At 64.8% G+C, this 16,153-nt stretch carries 13 protein-coding genes; 2 read left to right on the top strand and 11 right to left on the bottom strand.

All coding sequences use genetic code 11. The features are described 5' to 3' along the window. Positions 1 to 20: 20 nt before the first annotated feature. The 11 genes from F8K16_RS04310 to F8K16_RS04260 form a co-directional block, all read right to left on the bottom strand. Entirely contained in the window at positions 21 to 3,884 is a 3,864-nt protein-coding gene (locus F8K16_RS04310) for a DUF3683 domain-containing protein (RefSeq protein WP_294947426.1), read from the bottom strand. Between the two features lie 105 nt (positions 3,885 to 3,989). Then, positions 3,990 to 5,546, bottom strand: a complete 1,557-nt coding sequence (der, locus tag F8K16_RS04305; protein ID WP_294947423.1) for a ribosome biogenesis GTPase Der — start codon at positions 5,544 to 5,546, stop codon at positions 3,990 to 3,992. Then, the gene (gene bamB, locus F8K16_RS04300) at positions 5,539 to 6,774 is read right to left on the bottom strand and encodes an outer membrane protein assembly factor BamB (RefSeq protein ID WP_294947421.1); all 1,236 of its coding nucleotides are present in this window, start codon (positions 6,772 to 6,774) and stop codon (positions 5,539 to 5,541) included. Before bamB ends, der begins: the two co-directional genes overlap by 8 nt. Before the next feature lie 4 nt (positions 6,775 to 6,778). Next, on the bottom strand, positions 6,779 to 7,435 hold the full coding sequence (locus F8K16_RS04295) for a tetratricopeptide repeat protein (protein ID WP_294947418.1): 657 nt from the start codon (positions 7,433 to 7,435) through the stop codon (positions 6,779 to 6,781). Positions 7,436 to 7,447: 12 nt separating this feature from the next. Next, a complete protein-coding gene (hisS, locus tag F8K16_RS04290; RefSeq protein WP_294947415.1) occupies positions 7,448 to 8,728 on the bottom strand; it encodes a histidine--tRNA ligase in 1,281 nt (426 codons plus the stop codon). Continuing rightward, positions 8,725 to 9,804 (bottom strand): 23S rRNA (adenine(2503)-C(2))-methyltransferase RlmN, encoded by a 1,080-nt coding sequence (gene rlmN, locus F8K16_RS04285; protein ID WP_367122706.1) that lies wholly within the window; start codon positions 9,802 to 9,804, stop codon positions 8,725 to 8,727. The genes hisS and rlmN overlap by 4 nt, the downstream gene beginning before the upstream one ends. Positions 9,805 to 9,826: 22 nt before the next feature. Beyond that, on the bottom strand, positions 9,827 to 10,249 hold the full coding sequence (ndk, locus tag F8K16_RS04280) for a nucleoside-diphosphate kinase (RefSeq protein WP_294947409.1): 423 nt from the start codon (positions 10,247 to 10,249) through the stop codon (positions 9,827 to 9,829). A 36-nt stretch (positions 10,250 to 10,285) separates the two neighbouring features. Further along, entirely contained in the window at positions 10,286 to 10,612 is a 327-nt protein-coding gene (gene iscA / locus F8K16_RS04275) for an iron-sulfur cluster assembly protein IscA (RefSeq protein ID WP_294947406.1), read from the bottom strand. Next, positions 10,612 to 11,061 (bottom strand): Rrf2 family transcriptional regulator, encoded by a 450-nt coding sequence (locus F8K16_RS04270; RefSeq protein ID WP_294947404.1) that lies wholly within the window; start codon positions 11,059 to 11,061, stop codon positions 10,612 to 10,614. The genes iscA and F8K16_RS04270 overlap by 1 nt, the downstream gene beginning before the upstream one ends. 54 nt (positions 11,062 to 11,115) lie before the next feature. Then, positions 11,116 to 11,877 (bottom strand): serine O-acetyltransferase, encoded by a 762-nt coding sequence (gene cysE, locus F8K16_RS04265; protein WP_294947401.1) that lies wholly within the window; start codon positions 11,875 to 11,877, stop codon positions 11,116 to 11,118. A 3-nt stretch (positions 11,878 to 11,880) separates the two neighbouring features. Next, positions 11,881 to 12,660, bottom strand: coding sequence for an RNA methyltransferase (locus tag F8K16_RS04260; RefSeq protein WP_294947398.1), 780 nt, complete (start codon positions 12,658 to 12,660; stop codon positions 11,881 to 11,883). A 78-nt stretch (positions 12,661 to 12,738) separates the two neighbouring features. Between F8K16_RS04260 and suhB the strand changes: the two genes are divergently transcribed. Together suhB and F8K16_RS04250 are read left to right on the top strand one after the other, a co-directional pair. Then, positions 12,739 to 13,542, top strand: a complete 804-nt coding sequence (suhB, locus tag F8K16_RS04255) for an inositol-1-monophosphatase (RefSeq protein ID WP_294947396.1) — start codon at positions 12,739 to 12,741, stop codon at positions 13,540 to 13,542. 501 nt (positions 13,543 to 14,043) lie between these two features. Continuing rightward, positions 14,044 to 16,149 carry a TonB-dependent receptor gene (locus tag F8K16_RS04250; protein WP_294947393.1) on the top strand — a complete coding sequence of 702 codons (2,106 nt, stop codon included), beginning with the start codon at positions 14,044 to 14,046 and terminating at the stop codon, positions 16,147 to 16,149. Positions 16,150 to 16,153 lie beyond the last annotated feature (4 nt).

The following is a 16,153-nucleotide window of genomic DNA, read 5'->3' as shown; positions in this document are numbered from 1 at the left end:
CGCCTGCCCGAAAACGCTCATCAGAGCAGCACCTTCTCCACGGCGTTCTTCTGGCGCAGTTCGGTAAGGAAGTCCCGCTTCCAGCCCTCGCCCTTGAGCAGGCGCGCCATCTCCACCACGATGTAGTCGGTCTTGAGGCCGGTGCTGTCCTGATAGCGGTTGAGGCCCTGCTGACAGGCGGGGCAGCTGGTGAGAATCTTCACCTCGCCCTTGACCCGGTGCGCCTCGCCGGTGAGGTCCTCGATGCCCTTGAACAGCTCCTGCTCCTTGCGGAAGCGCAGCTGGTTGGAAATGTCCGGACGGCTGACCGCCAGCGTGCCGGCTTCGGCGCAGCAGCGGTCGGTGAGCTTCACTTCGGTGCCGGCCATCAATCCCCGGGCCACGGAGAGCGGGTCGTGACTCTTCATGGGTGTGTGGCACGGGTCGTGGTAGAGATATTTCACGCCGGGCACGTCTTCCACCTTGTAGCCCCGCTCCAGCAGGAACTCGTGAATGTCCAGCAGGCGACAGCCGGGGAAGATGCGCTCGAACTCGTATTTGAGCAGCTGGTCGTGGCAGGTGCCGCAGGAGACGATCACCGTGGTGATGTCCAGATAGTTGAGGGTGTTGGCCACCCGGTGGAACAGGGCGCGGTTCTCGGTGGTGATCTGCATGCCCTTGTCTTCCTGTCCGGCGGCGGTCTGCGGGTAGCCGCAGCAGAGATACCCCGGCGGCAGGATGGTCTGCACGCCGGCGTCATAGAGCATGGCCAGGGTGGCCAGGCTCACGTCGGAGAACAGCCGCTCGGAGCCACAGCCCGGGAAATAGAACACCGCTTCGGCGTCCTCGCCCACGTCCGGACGGCGCAGCACCGGCACGTAGCGGGGATCCTCCAGCCCCAGCAGGGCGCGCATGGGCGGCTCATTGGGACCGGTGTCCAGCGGCTTGCGCACGAAGTGGATCACCTGTTTCTGCACCGGTTGCGGTCTGTCGGTGCGTTCCGGCAGCTCGGTCAACTGGGGCTTGAACACGCCCAGTACGCGGAACAGGCGGTAGCCCATGCGCTGGGCGGTCGCGCCCCAGCCGATGAGGGTGGTGCGCAGCGCCTTGACCACATTGGGCGACTTGGCGTTGAGGTAGAACAGCGCCGCCTTCGTCATCAGGCTGGTGCGCTTCTTGCCCATGCGGGTGAGGATGTTGCGCATGTGAATGGTGACATCCCCGAAGTCGATGTCCACGGGGCAGGGATTGGCACACTTGTGGCACACGGTGCAGTGGTCGGCGATGTCGTTCATCACGTCGAAGTGGTGCAGCGACACGCCGCGGCGGGTCTGCTCCTCATACAGGAACGCTTCGATGACGCTGCCGGTGGCGAGAATCTTGTTGCGCGGCGAGTAGAGCAGATTGGCGCGGGGAATGTGGGTCTGGCACACCGGCTTGCACTTGCCGCAGCGCAGGCAGTGGCGGATCTCGTTGTTGAGCGCGTCCAGATCGGTGGCCTCCAGAATGAGCGCCTCCTGCTCCACCAGCGTCAGCGACGGGGTGTAGGCCACATCGAGGCTGGAGTCGGGCATCAGCTTGCCGCGGTTGAACACATGGTTCGGGTCGATCTGGTTCTTGTATTCGACGAACTTCTCGACCTTCTCCGGCTCCAGATACTTGATCTTGGTCAGGCCGATGCCATGCTCGCCGGAGATGGCCCCATCCAGTGAGAGTGCCAGCTCCATCACCCGGTCCACTACCTCGTCGGCCTTTTTGAGCATCTCGTAGTTGTCGGAGTGGACGGGAATGTTGGTGTGCACGTTGCCATCGCCGGCATGCATGTGCAGCGCCACGAACAGGCGCACGTTCTTGTAATCGGCATGGATCTGGCGCAGCCTGTCCAGCACCGGCTCGAAGTCGTAACCGAGGAAGTTCTCCCGCAGGAAGGGGGTCACCTCGGTGCGGAACTTGACCAGCAGGTCGCGGCGCAGCAGCAGGTCCATGAGGGTGTCGCCCGCCCGCACCCGGCCGCGCACGTCTTCAGGCAGTCTGTCCATCAGCTCGGCGGCGGGGGTGTCAAAGTTGTCCCGCCAAAGCTGCCAGCGGGCACGCACCGCCTCCAGATGGTCGATGGCCGCCTGCACCCGATGGTGCACCAGATCCTCCACCGTCCCTTCACCGGTTTCGATGCACTCGCGCGCCTTGAGCTCCGGCGCATCGGAGCGCAGCCAGGCCAGCATGGCGTCCACGCAGGCCAGCTTGTTGTCCAGCGACAGCTCGATGTTGATCTTCTCGATGCCGGTGTTGTATTCGTTGAGGCGGGACAGCGGGATGACCACGTCCTCGTTGATCTTGAAGGCGTTGGTGTGGGCGGAGATGGCCGCGGTGCGGGCACGGTCGGCCCAGAAGGCCTTGCGCGAGGCTTCGTCGATGGCGATGAAGCCCTCGGCGTCACGCTTTCGGGCCATCTCGACGATCTCTTCCACCGTCTTGGCCACCTCGAAGCCGTTGTCGCCGGACACATCCCCCAGCAGGATCATCTTGGGCAGCTCGCGCCGGTCGGCCTTGGTATTGTATTTCACTGCCCTGATGTAGCGCTCGTCCAGATGCTCCAGCCCGGAGAGCACCACGCCCTCGGCCCGCTTCTTCTCCATGAAGGCGGTGATCTCCTCGATGGCGGGCACCGCCTGGCTCAGGTCGTGGCCGAAGAATTCCAGACAGAAGGTGCGGGTGAACGCCGGCATGCGGTGCAGAATGAAGCGGGCGGAGGTGATGATGCCGTCGCACCCCTCCTTCTGCGCCCCGGGCAGGCCGGCGAGGAACTTGTCGGTGACATCCTTGCCCAGCCCGTGCTTGCGGAACATGGCCCCGGGCATTTCCAGAATGGTGGGGTCGCCGTCCTTGCTCAGGCCGTCGTGCTTGAACCACTGCACGGAAAAGCGCACCGTCTTCTGGTCGTGCAGCTTGCCCTGGTTGTGTTCGAGACGGGTCACCTCCAGCCAGCGGCCGTCGGGCATGACCATCTTCCAGCTGATGAGGTTGTCCAGCGTGGTGCCCCACAGCACCGCCTTCTTGCCGCCGGCGTTCATGGCGATGTTGCCGCCGATGGTGGAGGCATCCTGCGAGGTGGGATCCACCGCAAACACCAGTCCGTGGGCCTCGGCCACCTCGGACACGCGGCGGGTGACCACCCCCGCCTCCACATGGACGGACTTGACTTTGACCGCCTCCAGCCCGGGCAGGGGAATCTCCTCCACCGGGCCGATGTATTCCAGCTTCTCGGTGTTGATGACGGCGGTGTTGGGCACCAGCGGAATGGCCGAGCCGGTGTAGCCGGTGCCGCCGCCGCGGGGAATGATGGTCAGGCCCAGCTCGATGCACGCCTGCACGATTGGGGCGATCTCCGCCTCGGTGTCGGGGCTGATGACCACCAGCGGCAGCTCCACGCGCCAGTCGGTGGCATCGGTGGCATGGCTGATGCGCGCAAGACCGGAGAAGTCCACATTGTCGGCACGGGTGACCTTTTTCAGCCGTTTGAGGATTTTCTCCCGCAATGCAGCCTGTTCCGGGAACCAGGCCTCGAATTCCGTGACCGCATCACGCACCCGTTCCAGCAGCTCCGCCGCCTGCTCATTGCCGTTGAGGCGTTTTTCAACCTGGCGCAGGCGGTGGCGCAGCGCCTCGATCAGCTGGGCGCGGCGTTTCTCGTTTTCGATCAGGTCGTCCTGCAGATAGGGATTGCGGGTGACCACCCACATGTCCCCCAGCACCTCGAACAGCATGCGCGCCGAGCGCCCGGTGCGCCGCTGGCCGCGCAGCGCCTCGATGACGCGCCAGCCGTCCTCGCCGAGAAAGCGGATGACGATCTCCCGGTCGGAAAAGGAGGTGTAGTTGTAGGGGATTTCGCGGATGCGGTCAGTCATGCGCTCCAACGCTCCAAATCAATGAAAAGCCGGCAATTTTAGCACACGTCCACGTCTTTTCCCGGCGTGCGGAAATTCGACCCGGCAAAAATGGGGGAGACCCCGTCATCTGCCGCGTTTCTTGCGCTGCAGGGCCTTTTTCTTCTGCTTGACGAAGGCCATCAGCTTGCGCTTGCGCTCGATCTGGCGGCGGGTCATCTTGCTGCGTCGGCCCTCGTAGGGGTTCTCGGTCACGCGGTATTCGATCTTCACCGGCGTGCCCTGCCAGCCGAACGCCTTGCGGAAGACATTGGTCAGATAGCGGGTGTAGTGCTGGGGCACCCGGTCCACCATGTTGCCGTGGATCACCACCGTCGGCGGGTTGAGGGCGCCCAGATGAGCGTAGCGCATCTTGATGCGCCGGCCGCTGACCAGCGGCGGCTGATGCTCCAGCAGCGCCTGCTCCAGCACCCGGTTGAGCTGGCTGGTGGACACCCGCCGGGTGGCCGCTTCATACACCTTGCGGATGGTGTCGAACAGGTTGCCCACGCCGGTACCGTGCAGCGCGGAGATGAAATGGCGCGGGGCAAACTCGGCAAACTGCAGCTTGATGTCCAGATCCGCCTTCACCTGCCGGCGCTGGTCGGGATCCAGCCCATCCCACTTGTTGATGGCGATGATCAGCCCACGGCCGGATTCCAGCGCATGGCCCAGCAGGGTCTGATCCTGGTCGGTGATGCCCTCGGAGCCGTCGATGACCAGCACCACCACATGAGCCTGATCCATGGCCTCGATGGCCTTGATGACGCTGAACTTCTCGATGCGGTCGGACACCTTCTTGCGGCGGCGCACCCCGGCGGTGTCGATCAGCGTGTAGCGCTGCCCGTCCCGCTCGAAGGGCACGCGGATGCTGTCGCGGGTGGTGCCCGGCATGTCATAGGCCACCACCCGCTCCTCGCCGATCATGCGGTTGATGAGGGTGGACTTGCCCACGTTGGGCCGGCCGATGACCGCCACGCGGATGCCGCCCTGCTCATCCGGCAGCGGCTGATCATCCTCCGGCAGGCGCGGCTCGACGATCTCCAGCACATGGTCGATGGTCTCGCGCACATGGTCGCCGTGCTCGGCGGAGATGACCAGCGGCTCGCCCAGCCCCAGCCCGAAGAACTCGGCGCGGACGCTGTCCGCATCGCGCCCTTCCGCCTTGTTGACCAGCACGTAGAGCGGCTTGTCGCCGTAGTGGCGGCGCAGCATATCGGCAATCTGTTCATCCGCCGGCGTCAGGCCCGCCTGCGCGTCCACCAGAAAGAGAATGGCGTCCGCCTCTTCCAGCGCGGCACGCACCTGCTGTTCCATCAGCGGGTCCACACCCTGCTCCTCGCCGCTGAGACCGCCGGTATCCACCACGATGTAGGGGAAGCGTCCCACCTTGCCGGTGCCATACTGGCGGTCGCGGGTCAGCCCCGGGTAGTCGGCCACGATGGCATCACGGCTCTTGGTCAGGCGGTTGAACAGCGTGGACTTTCCCACGTTGGGCCGCCCCACCAGCGCCACCACCGGCTTGCGCTTGCGCCGGGATGCCGGCTGAGGCAACGGCTGCCGTTCAGCAGACTGCTCTTCCGGCTGGGCCCCTTCTAGCGCGCGGCGAAGCGCCTCATCCTGCGTGCGTGTGACGTCACTCATCCGCCAGTCTGACCTCGTAGAGCGACAGATAGCCTTCGTTGTCCACCACCACCATCTGATGGTCGGAGAGCATCATCAGATCGGCGATCGGATGGCTGTGGTGGCGCAGGCGGCCCCACAGGGCGCCGTTGAGCGGCTCGACGAAGTGGATCAGCCCGGCCCGGTCGCCGGTGACCACCTTCCTGGCCAGCGGCCACAGGCGCAGGTCGGTCAGCTGGCGGTGGCGCAGCGCCTTCTGTTCCCAGATGCGCGTGCCGGTGATCAGGTCGAAGGCGAACAGGTCGCCCTCATCGTCCAGCGCCACCAGCCGGTCATCCAACGCCACCATGTCCCGGTAGCTGGAGAAGTCCTTGACCCACACCAGCGCGCCGGTGTCCGGATCCAGCGCCGCCAGCCGACCGTTGAAGGCCACCGCATACAGGCGTCCATTGACCAGCAGCGGCTGCGCCTGCACATCCACCATGCGTTCCAGATCGGTGCGCCCGGACGGCGTGGCCAGACGACGCTGCCACAGCGGCTCACCGTTGGTCAGGTCGAGTGCTTCAAGCAGCCCGTTCTCCCAGCCCACGACCACCTTGCCACCGGTGACCACCGGCGCAGACTCCCCCTGCAACGCCAGCGGCGGCGCCTCGTGATCCGTCTTCCACAGCGTTCCGCCATCAGCGAGCCGCACCGCATACACCTTGCTGTCCAGCGTACGCACGATCAGCCGGTCGCCTGCCGGTACCAGCGCCGCGTCGATGGAGCTGCTCAACTGGCGGTTCCACACCACCTCGCCGTTGCGGGCGTTGAGCGCCACCAGCTGACCATCCGCAGTGCCCACGTAGAGGACATCACCGTGCTTGATCGGCCCGGCCAGCACCGGGCTGGACAGCAGCGTCTGCCACGCCACCTGACTGGCCCAGGTGGGCTGTTCCTCCCGGTAAAAGGCGGTGACCATGCCGTTGGGCATGGCCAGATAGAGACGCTGACCGTCCTCGGCCCACTGCAGACCGCGGGTGTCGGCGCTGTTGAGCGGTTTGTAGTAGAGGGTCCACACCAGACGCGCGGCCACGGGATTGTGGGCGCCGATGCCCGGCAGGGCATTGCGGTCATGCTCCCCTTCCACCAGCTTCTGCCCGGCCCGATCCACCACCGGCGTCCAGTCGAGCGTCTCGCCATCGTCGGTGGTGATGTGACCGCAACCGGCCAGCAGTGCGAGCAGTAGAACGGTCAGAAAAAGGCGCATGGTCTCAGCCACCCTTGGCCACATCGGCCAGATCGTCCAGCTGCAGCTGCGCCAGCTGTTTCAGGTCCTGCGCGTCGGTCAGCTCGAGCACCTTCGCAAAGGCCGCTCTGGCCGCCGCACGGTCCCCCTTCAGCAGCGCCACCTCGCCGGCCACATACTGATAGAGTGCCTGCTCGGCCTTGGGCAGCCCCGTCTGCGGCACCCTGTTCAGTTCCACCAGCGCCTTGTCAAACTGCTTCTGATCGGCATAGAGCCGGGCCAGACGCAGGTGGGCCACATCCTTCATGGCCGCCTCGGGGGCGTGCTCGACCACCCAGTTGAACTGTTCCGCCGCCTTGGCGGCATCATGCTTGCGTTCGGCGAAATACCTGCCCAGCAACAGGGCCGCACCGCTGGCATAGGGGCTGTCCGGCTGCTCGGTCTTGAGGCGTTCGGCCTCGCGGGCCACCTCTTCGAACTGACCGCTCTGGGCCTTGAGCTGCAGCAGCTCGAAGGTGCCGGAGGCGTGCAGCGCCTTGTTGAGCTGCTGCGTCTGCCACCACTTCCAGCCGGACACCGCCGCCAGGGTGATGGCCACCGTCAGCACGATGGACTTGCCGTTCTCCTTCCACCACTGCTTGATGGCTTCCCACTGTTCCTCGTCGGTCTCGTAGCGGCTCATGGATTCAACTCCTTACAGATAACAACAGAACAGGCCCTGCAGGTGATCGGCCAGCTCATCCCAGCCCACCATCTCCTGCTCGCCCTGACCGCGCAGCGGCTTGACGCCCACCTGCCGCGCGGCCACTTCGTCCTCGCCCAGCACCAGCGCGTAGGCCGCGCCGGATTTGTCCGCCTTCTTGAACTGGCTCTTGAAGCTGCCGCCACCGGCGTTGAGCTGCACCTTGAGCGTAGGCAGCGCCTCGCGCAGCTGCTCGGCCAGCACCATGGCCGGCCGCTGAGCCCCCTCGCCCACGGCCACCACATAGACATCTGCCACGCTGCGATACGGCAGCAGGTTGCGCTCCAGCAGCAGCGCCATCAGCCGCTCGATGCCCATGGCGAAGCCCACCGCCGGCGTCGGCTTGCCGCCGATCTGTTCCACCAGTCCGTCGTAGCGACCGCCGGCGCACACGGTGCCCTGGGCACCCAGATCGGTGGTGATCCACTCGAACACCGTGCGGTTGTAGTAGTCCAGCCCGCGCACCAGCGTGGGATTGACCACATGCTCGATGCCCAGATCGTCCAGATAGGCGCGCACCTGTTCAAAGTGCGCCCGATCCGCCTCGTCCAGATGGTCGGTCAGCTTGGGGGCCGCCTCGATCAGCGCCTGCATGTCCGGGTTCTTGCTGTCGAGAATGCGCAGCGGGTTGGTCTCCAGCCGCCGCTTCGAGTCCTCGTCCAGCTGGTCGTAGTGCTCGCGGAAATAGGCCACCAGCACCTCGCGGTAGCGGCGGCGGCTGTCGGCGCTGCCGAGGGAGTTGAGCTCCAGCCGCAGGCCATTGATGCCCAGCGCCTCCCACAGGCGGGCGGTGAGCGCGATCAGCTCCGCATCCGCCTCCGGCGTCTCCACGCCGAACACCTCCACCCCCAGCTGGTGGAACTGGCGGTAGCGCCCTTTCTGCGGACGCTCGCGGCGGAACATGGGACCGACATAGAACAGCTTCTGGATCTGGCCGCGGGTGAGGTTGTGCTCCACCACGGCGCGCACGCAGCCGGCGGTGCCTTCCGGCCGCAGGGCGAGCACATCGCCGTTGCGGTCCTCGAAGACATACATCTCCTTCTCGACGATGTCGGTGACCTCGCCGATGGAGCGCACGAACAGCTCCACCTTCTCCACCACCGGCAGGCGGATGGGCTGAAAGCCGTAGCGGCGCAGCAGGTCGGTGGCGGTGTCCACCAGGTGGTCGAAGGCGCGCGCCTCGTCGCCGAAAATGTCCTTCATGCCGCGCACGGCGCTGATGGTCTTGCTCATGAGCCAATCTTTTCCACGAAAATTTCCTGATACTTGCGCTGACGGCCGGTGCGGTCCTTCACCTTGCCGGCCAGCTGGCCGCAGGCGGCGTCGATGTCGTCGCCGCGGGTCTTGCGGATGGTGCAGTTCTGCCCGGCGTCAAGCAGCACGCGCTGGAAGCGGTGCACCCGGTTGTTGCTGGAGCGGCGGTAGTCGCTGCCGGGAAAGGGGTTGAAGGGAATCAGGTTCACCTTGCACGGCAGCCCCTTCAGCAGTGTTTTCAGCTCCTCGGCGTGCTCAAGGGTGTCGTTGACGCCCTCGATCATCACATATTCGATGACGATGTGCTTCTTGTGACTGGAGGCCTCCACATAGCGGTGCAGCGCAGGCATGAGCACTTCCAGCGGATATTTCTGGTTGATGGGCACCAGTTCGTCCCGCAGGGCGTTGTTGGGCGCGTGCAGACTCACCGCCAGACAGGCGTCCAGCTCACGGCTCATGCGGTCGATGGCGGGCACCACGCCCGCAGTGGAGATGGTCACCCGCCGCTTGGACAGTCCGTAGGCGTTGTCGTCCATGAGGATGCGCGCGGCGGGGAACACGTGGGTGACGTTGAGCAGCGGCTCACCCATGCCCATGAAGACCACGTTGGTGATCTTGCGGTTGCGCTTGGGGTCGGCATCCAGCGCCTTGGTGGCCACCCACATCTGGGAGATGATCTCCCAGTTCTCCAGATTGCGGTTGAAACCCTGCTTGCCGGTGGCGCAGAAACTGCAGTCCAGCGCGCAGCCCACCTGTGAGGAGATGCACAGGGTGCCCCGGTCCTTCTCGGGGATGAAGACGGTCTCGACGAAATTATGCCGGTCCACCTCCAGCAGCCACTTGATGGTGCCGTCGGCGGACTTCTGCTCCGCCACGATGCGCGGCGTGCGTATGCGGGCGATCTGCTTGAGTTTCTCCCGCAGCGCCTTGGAGATGTCGGTCATGGCGTCGAAATCCGCCACGCCGCGCTGATGGATCCATTTCATCACCTGCACGGCACGGTAGGGCTTCTCGCCCAGCCCGGCGAAGAAGGCTTCCAGCGCCGGGCGGTCCATGCCCAGCAGATCGACGCGTTCGTCAGCCACGGGGATGCAGCTCCATGCCGGCGAAGAACCAGGCGATCTCGCGCACGGCGCTGGCCGGCGAATCCGAGCCGTGCACGCTGTTGCGTTCCATGCTTTCGGCCAGATCATGACGCAGCTGGCCCGGTTCGCCCTGAGCCGGGTCGGTCGGCCCCATCAGCGCGCGCCAGCGGGCAATGGCGTCGTCGCCGGAGAGCACCATCACCACGCTGGGGCCGGCGGTCATGTTGGTCAGCAGCGTCTCCCAGAAGGGTTTGCCTTCGTGCTCGGCGTAGAAGCCCGCCGCCTCGCGCCGGCTCATGTGCACCATTTTCATGGCCTCAATATGCAAATCAGCCGCTTCGATGCGGCTGATGATGGTTCCGATCAGATCGCGCGCCACCGCGTCCGGCTTGATGATGGCAAAAGTTCGTTCCACGCGTGTTCCATCCGTTGAAAAACTGCGGCTATTCTATCAGATACTGAATGACTCGCCGCAGCCGCAGCTGTCCTTGACGTTGGGGTTGTTGAACTGGAACCCTTCGTTGAGCAGGTTCTCCTTCACGTAGTCCAGCGTCATGCCGTCGATGAATTCCAGATCCTTGCGGCTGACCACCACCTTGGCGCCGTGGCTTTCGAACACCTCGTCCTCCGGCCCCACCTCGTCGGCGTAGTCCACCACATAGCTGTAGCCGGCGCAGCCGGACTTCTTCACGCCCACGCGCATGCCGACGCCGTGGCCCCGTTTGGCCAGCATCTGCTTCACCCGCTCCGCCGCCGATTCCGTCAGTGTCACTGCCATCAGTATGCCGCCTCCCGCGAAAAGGTCACCTCGACCGGCCCGCCCAGCTGGCGGGCGTCGAGCAGCTGTTGAAGGGTAATGCTGTCCAGATAGCTCTCGATACGCTCGCTCAGGTCGTTCCACAGCTGGTGTGAAAGGCACTCCTGTCCGTTGTGGCAGTCACGCCCGCCGCCGCAGTAGCGGGCATCCAGCACCTCGTCCACCGCATGGATGATCTGCGCCACGCTGATCTCATCCGCCGGACGGGCCAGCGTGTAGCCGCCCCCCGGCCCGCGCAGGCTGGAGACCAGCCCCGCCTTGCGCAGCTTGGCGAAGATCTGCTCCAGATAGGACAGGGAGATGCCCTGACGTCTGGAAATCTCGTTGAGGGTCACCCGCTCGCCTTCCGGCCGCAGCGCCATGTCCAGCATGGCGGTGACCGCATAGCGTCCTCGTGAGGTCAGTTTCATAATGTCACCCGCGTGTTGATATGTCTATTTCCGACTGTTTTGGTCGGAAATATATCACATCTTGTCGGACGCGTCATCCAGTGCGGCCTCATCCAGCGGCGGCAGCGGGCAGTTGTCCTCCACACGCCCTCCCAGCTTCTCCACCGCCTCCTCCAGCGCGCGGAGCTTGCAGTCCTGCGCGTGGATGTGCTCCAGCAGACTGTAGATGGCGTTTTCCACCGGATCCGGCAGGTCGGGGGTGATGCCGTAGGCGTCAAAGCCGAGCGCCTCGGCCTTTTTGCGCTTCTCCGCCTGCTCGGCCTTGGCACGCTTGACCAGATGACCGGGCACGCCCACGACGGTCTCGCCCGCCGGCACGTCCCGCACCACCACGGCATTGGCGCCGATACGGGCGTTCTCGCCCACCTCGATGGGGCCGAGCACCTTGGCGCCGGCACCCACCACCACGCCATCGCGCAGCGTGGGGTGGCGCTTGCCCGGCTGCCAGCTGGTGCCGCCGAGCGTGACGCCGTGATAGAGCGTCACGTCATCGCCGATCTCCGCCGTCTCGCCGATGACCACGCCCATGCCGTGGTCGATGAAGAAGCGCCGGCCGATCTTCGCCCCCGGGTGGATTTCGATGCCGGTGAGCCAGCGGGCCAGCGTGGAGAGCCAGCGGGCCAGCCACTTGAAGTTGCGCTGCCACAGCCAGTGGTTGAGCCGGTGCCACAGCACCGCGTGCACCCCCGGATAGGTGGTCAGCACCTCAAAGGTGGTGCGCGCCGCCGGGTCCCGGTCGAACACGCAGCGGATGTCTTCTCGAATACGTTCCCACATGATTCAGTCCAGTACACCCAGTTTGCGCTGACAGGCGCGGAAAATGCCGCGCAGAATGTCCACTTCCTTCTGATTGAGCCCGGCGCGGTGGAACAGCTTGCGCATGCGCCGGCGAAAATGTGCGTTCTGCTTCGGGTCCATGAACTCCACCTGCTCCAGCAGGGTGAACAGGTGGTCGTAGAAGCCCTCCATCACCTCGGCGCTGACCCGCGGCGCGCCCTCGAAGGTGCTGCTGACCGGCTTCTCGTCACCCAGCCAGCGCTGATAGACCTCCCAGGCCACCACCTGCACCGCCGCGGCCAGGTTCAGCGAGCTGCACGCCGGGTTGGTGGGAATGTGCAGCAGCGCATGGCACAGATCCAGCTCGGCATTGGTCAGACCGGACTTCTCCCGTCCGAACACCAGCGCCACATGCTCCCCCTCCTGCGCCCGGGCGAAGGCGAGCGAGGCCGCCTCGTCCACCGGCAGCTGCGGCCAGCGGCTGGAACGCAGCCGGGCGCTGGCCCCCAGCACTAGCGAGCAGGGGGCGATGGCCGCCTCCAGACTGTCGAAGACCTCCGCCCGCTGCAGCACATCCAGCGCCGAGGTGGCGCGCACGCGCGCCTGCTCGCCGGCCCAGTCCGCCGGCGGATTGACCAGCGCCAGCCGACACAGGCCCATGTTCTTCATGGCCCGCGCCACGCCACCGATGTTGCCCGGATGGGAGGGCTCCACCAGCACCACCCGCAGCCGGGACAGATGCGGGTCGTCACAGTGGTTGTCCGGCCGGACGACTGCTTCCATGCCACACTCCTTCAAAGGCCCCTTCCGCTCCGCCCGTGGGGTATAATTCCGCGCCCGAAATTCAATGTCAGGACACCCATGCATCCCTATCTGAACATCGCCATCCGGGCGGCCGAAAAGGCCGGCGGCCTGCTGCGCCGCCACTTTGACGACCTCGACCGCCTGAATGTTGAACAGAAGGCCTACAACGACTTTGTCTCCGAGGCGGACCGCGAGGCCGAACGGGCCATCGTGGACACCATCGAGAAGTATTACCCGAAGCACAGCATTATAGCGGAGGAGGGTCACGGCCGACGGGTGCAGAACGCCGAGGCGGAGTGGATCATTGACCCGCTGGACGGCACCACCAACTTCCTGCACGGCTTTCCCCACTTCGCCGTCTCCATCGCCATCCGCATCAGGGGACGGCTGGAGCACGCCGTCATCTACGACCCGATCCGGGATGAGCTGTTCACCGCCAGCCGGGGTGAAGGGGCACGGCTCAACAACCGCCGCATCCGCGTCAGCGAGACGCGGCGGCTGGAACAGGCGCTGCTGGCCACCGGCATCCCCTACCGGGAGTTCGACTTCGTGGACAGCTACATGGCCAGCCTGCGCCACTTCATGATGCATACTGCGGGCATCCGCCGTCCCGGCTCCGCCGCGCTGGACCTGGCCTATGTGGCCTGCGGACGGGTGGACGGCTACTGGGAGTTCAACCTGCGCCCATGGGACATCGCGGCCGGTGCGCTGATCGTGCGCGAAGCCGGCGGCATCGTCACCGATTTTGCCGGGGGCGAGAACTTCCTCAAGTCCGGCAACATTCTGGCGGCCAACCCGGCCATGCTCCGCGAGATGGCCAGAGTGATCGCCCGCACCATTCCGCAGGAATACCGCACCTGAATCCCGGCGGGCACGACCGCGCCCGCAATGACAGACTCCGCACGGGGTCTCCCCTGTTTTTAGCGAACGCCCGTCTGACGCGCCTGCGGCGTGCCGGAAAAACGCCCTTTCCGTGGCTATATCCCACCCCGCAATGCCCGCTGAACGGGCTCTCCCCCGTTTTTACAGCCTGCCGTACAACCGCGCTGATGGCCGAGCGGAGCATGGCGTGGAAATGCGCGGTCAGCCGGCTTTTCCGGTGTGACGAGCGCCCTTTTGCCGTGCGACCTGCTCCGAATGCAGCGTCACGGCCTGTCACCTTCAGCCCTGGTCATCCGTTCTCCAGGCAGGCGGCAACAGTGGCAACAAATCTCAAACCGGCTGTCAATCCCCATCCTGCCACCTCAATACTTTCGCAAGCCTGTTTCAAGGCTTTCTTCAGACTTTTCCCGAACACTCAATCGTCTAATACCCGCACATCCATCAGTGTTTAGGGTCTGCAATATGAAAAAGGAGTCCATCATGCGCCGAACGCTTATTGCCACAGCCGTGCTCGCAGCCGTATCGACCCCCGCTCTGGCCGAAGAGATGGAGGCCGTCAGCGTCACCGCCACCAAGATGGAAACCCCTGCCAGCGAAGTGCCCCACGCCGTCACGGTGGTGGACCAGCAGGCGGTTGAACAGCGCGCTCCCCGCAATATCAACGACGTGCTCAAGGGCATTCCGGGCGTGACGGCCATCAGCAAAAGCAACGGCTACGACAGCCGTCTGATCATCCGTGGCGCTGGGCTGAAGGCCCGCTACGGGGTGCGCGAAATCATGGTCATCCGCGATGGCGTGCCCATGACCGACCCGGACAGCTTCACCCGCTTCGACTACATCGACATTGACGATCTGGACAGTCTTGAAGTGTTCAAGGGGCCCGGTTCCATCGAGGCGGCCAATGCCACCGGCGGTGTCATCTACCTGCATTCCAAGTCGGTGTTCGACACCACCGGCGACCGCGTCAAGGCGGCCAGGGGCAGCTTCGGCAGCTATGACCTGAACGCCCGCAAGCATTTCAGCGCCGGGGCCGATGACATGTTCTCCCTCAATGTGAGCCGCCGCGCCTCCGACAATGACTGGCGCGAGTGGAACAAATTCGACACCACGCAGGTGAGCCTCAAGCACGGGCACTTTTTCAACAACGACAGCGCGCTGGAGACGGAACTGAGCTACACGGAGGCCAACCTGCAGCTGCCGGGCACGCTCAACCAGACCGGTTTCGATGAATACATGGACAGCGGCAAGACCCGCAACACGCCGGATGCCACCGGCAGCGCCTTCGTCAAAAGCGGGCGCTACAGCCACATTTTCTTTCTCAACAGCCGCTATGACACCCGTCTGGGCGACTGGCGGTTCCAGCCGCGCATCTATGCCAACTGGTGGGATCACTTCCACCCGGTCACCGGTACCATCAATGTCAAGTATGACCATGTGGTCGGGCTGGATCTGCCGCTGAGCCGCCACAACACCCTGTTCGGCCGCAAGGGACAGCTGGTCGTGGGCCTGACCGGACGGCAGGACGCCACCGACAAGAGCGAGCGCTACCGCTATCGTGATTATCTGGTTACATCAGGATGGAGCGGAACCAGAATCACCGAGGTGCTCTCCGACGAAAAAGGCGCGCTGATGGAGCGCAGCGACAGCACCTCGACCCTGTTTGGCGGCTACATCCAGCAGCACCTGCAGTTGACCGACCGCCTGTCCATGGACGCCGGCGTACGCTATGACCGGCTCAACTTCGACGTGAGCGGCATGCAATGGGAGCGCTATGACTACGCCGCCGGCAACTATGTGACCGGCGCAGGCCGCTACAGCTACAGCGCCGACTACGACCTGCTCTCCCCCAAGATCGGGCTGCTCTACAAGGCCCTGCCGGGCGTGAACCTGTACGCCAATGTGAGCCGAGGCCAGCAGGCGCCCACCGACAACGAGGTCTCCGCCAACTATGCCGTCGGCAGGGGGGCCGATCTGAAAGCCTCCACCAGCACCCAGTATGAAGTGGGCGCCCGGTTCCGCCGTGGCAAACTGCACGGAGAGCTGGCCGCCTACCTGATCAACCTGGAGGACGAGATCGTCAAACGCACCGACGCCACCGGCGCCACCTACTACACCAATGCCGGACGGACGGAAAAGAAAGGGCTGGAGCTGAGCCTCGGCTACACCCTGCTCAGCTGGCTGGATGTGGGCGCCAACTGGGAAGGACTGGACTACCGCTACATCGATTTCAAGGACGACGGCATCGACTACTCCGGCAATGCGGTGCGTTTCACCCCGGAACAGCGCTGGATGCTGTATGCCGACTTCCACCGCGGCGCCTGGCGGGCACGCCTGTCCGGCCGGGGCATGGACGCCTACTACATGGATGACAAAAACACCGAGCGCTACCCCGGCTACAACATGGTGGCCGACCTGATGGTGGGCTGGCGGCACGGCCACCATGACCTGCAGCTGAATGTGAACAACCTGTTCGACCTGCGCTACGCGGAGGAGGCCAGCAAAACCTGGTATGGCTCCTATAGCAAGACCAGCTATGTGCCGGGCGAGCCGCGCTATGTGCAGCTGCGCTACAAATACACCTTCTGAGGAC

Source organism: Sulfurivirga sp. (genome assembly GCF_015490265.1).
Classification (GTDB): domain Bacteria; phylum Pseudomonadota; class Gammaproteobacteria; order Thiomicrospirales; family Thiomicrospiraceae; genus Sulfurivirga.
This window is presented reverse-complemented; position numbering and strand designations above follow the sequence as displayed.

Bases quoted from the DNA above. Each gene is read 5' to 3' on its own strand.
- suhB (WP_294947396.1), top strand. From the start codon at position 12,739: ATGCATCCCTATCTGAACATCGCCATCCGGGCGGCCGAAAAGGCCGGC.
- F8K16_RS04295 (WP_294947418.1), bottom strand. From the start codon at position 7,435: ATGAGCCGCTACGAGACCGACGAGGAACAGTGGGAAGCCATCAAGCAG.
- iscA (WP_294947406.1), bottom strand. From the start codon at position 10,612: ATGGCAGTGACACTGACGGAATCGGCGGCGGAGCGGGTGAAGCAGATG.
- der (WP_294947423.1), bottom strand. From the start codon at position 5,546: ATGAGTGACGTCACACGCACGCAGGATGAGGCGCTTCGCCGCGCGCTA.
- rlmN (WP_367122706.1), bottom strand. From the start codon at position 9,804: ATGGACCGCCCGGCGCTGGAAGCCTTCTTCGCCGGGCTGGGCGAGAAG.
- F8K16_RS04250 (WP_294947393.1), top strand. From the start codon at position 14,044: ATGCGCCGAACGCTTATTGCCACAGCCGTGCTCGCAGCCGTATCGACC.
- F8K16_RS04270 (WP_294947404.1), bottom strand. From the start codon at position 11,061: ATGAAACTGACCTCACGAGGACGCTATGCGGTCACCGCCATGCTGGAC.
- F8K16_RS04260 (WP_294947398.1), bottom strand. From the start codon at position 12,660: ATGGAAGCAGTCGTCCGGCCGGACAACCACTGTGACGACCCGCATCTG.
- hisS (WP_294947415.1), bottom strand. From the start codon at position 8,728: ATGAGCAAGACCATCAGCGCCGTGCGCGGCATGAAGGACATTTTCGGC.
- bamB (WP_294947421.1), bottom strand. From the start codon at position 6,774: ATGCGCCTTTTTCTGACCGTTCTACTGCTCGCACTGCTGGCCGGTTGC.
- F8K16_RS04310 (WP_294947426.1), bottom strand. From the start codon at position 3,884: ATGACTGACCGCATCCGCGAAATCCCCTACAACTACACCTCCTTTTCC.
- cysE (WP_294947401.1), bottom strand. From the start codon at position 11,877: ATGTGGGAACGTATTCGAGAAGACATCCGCTGCGTGTTCGACCGGGAC.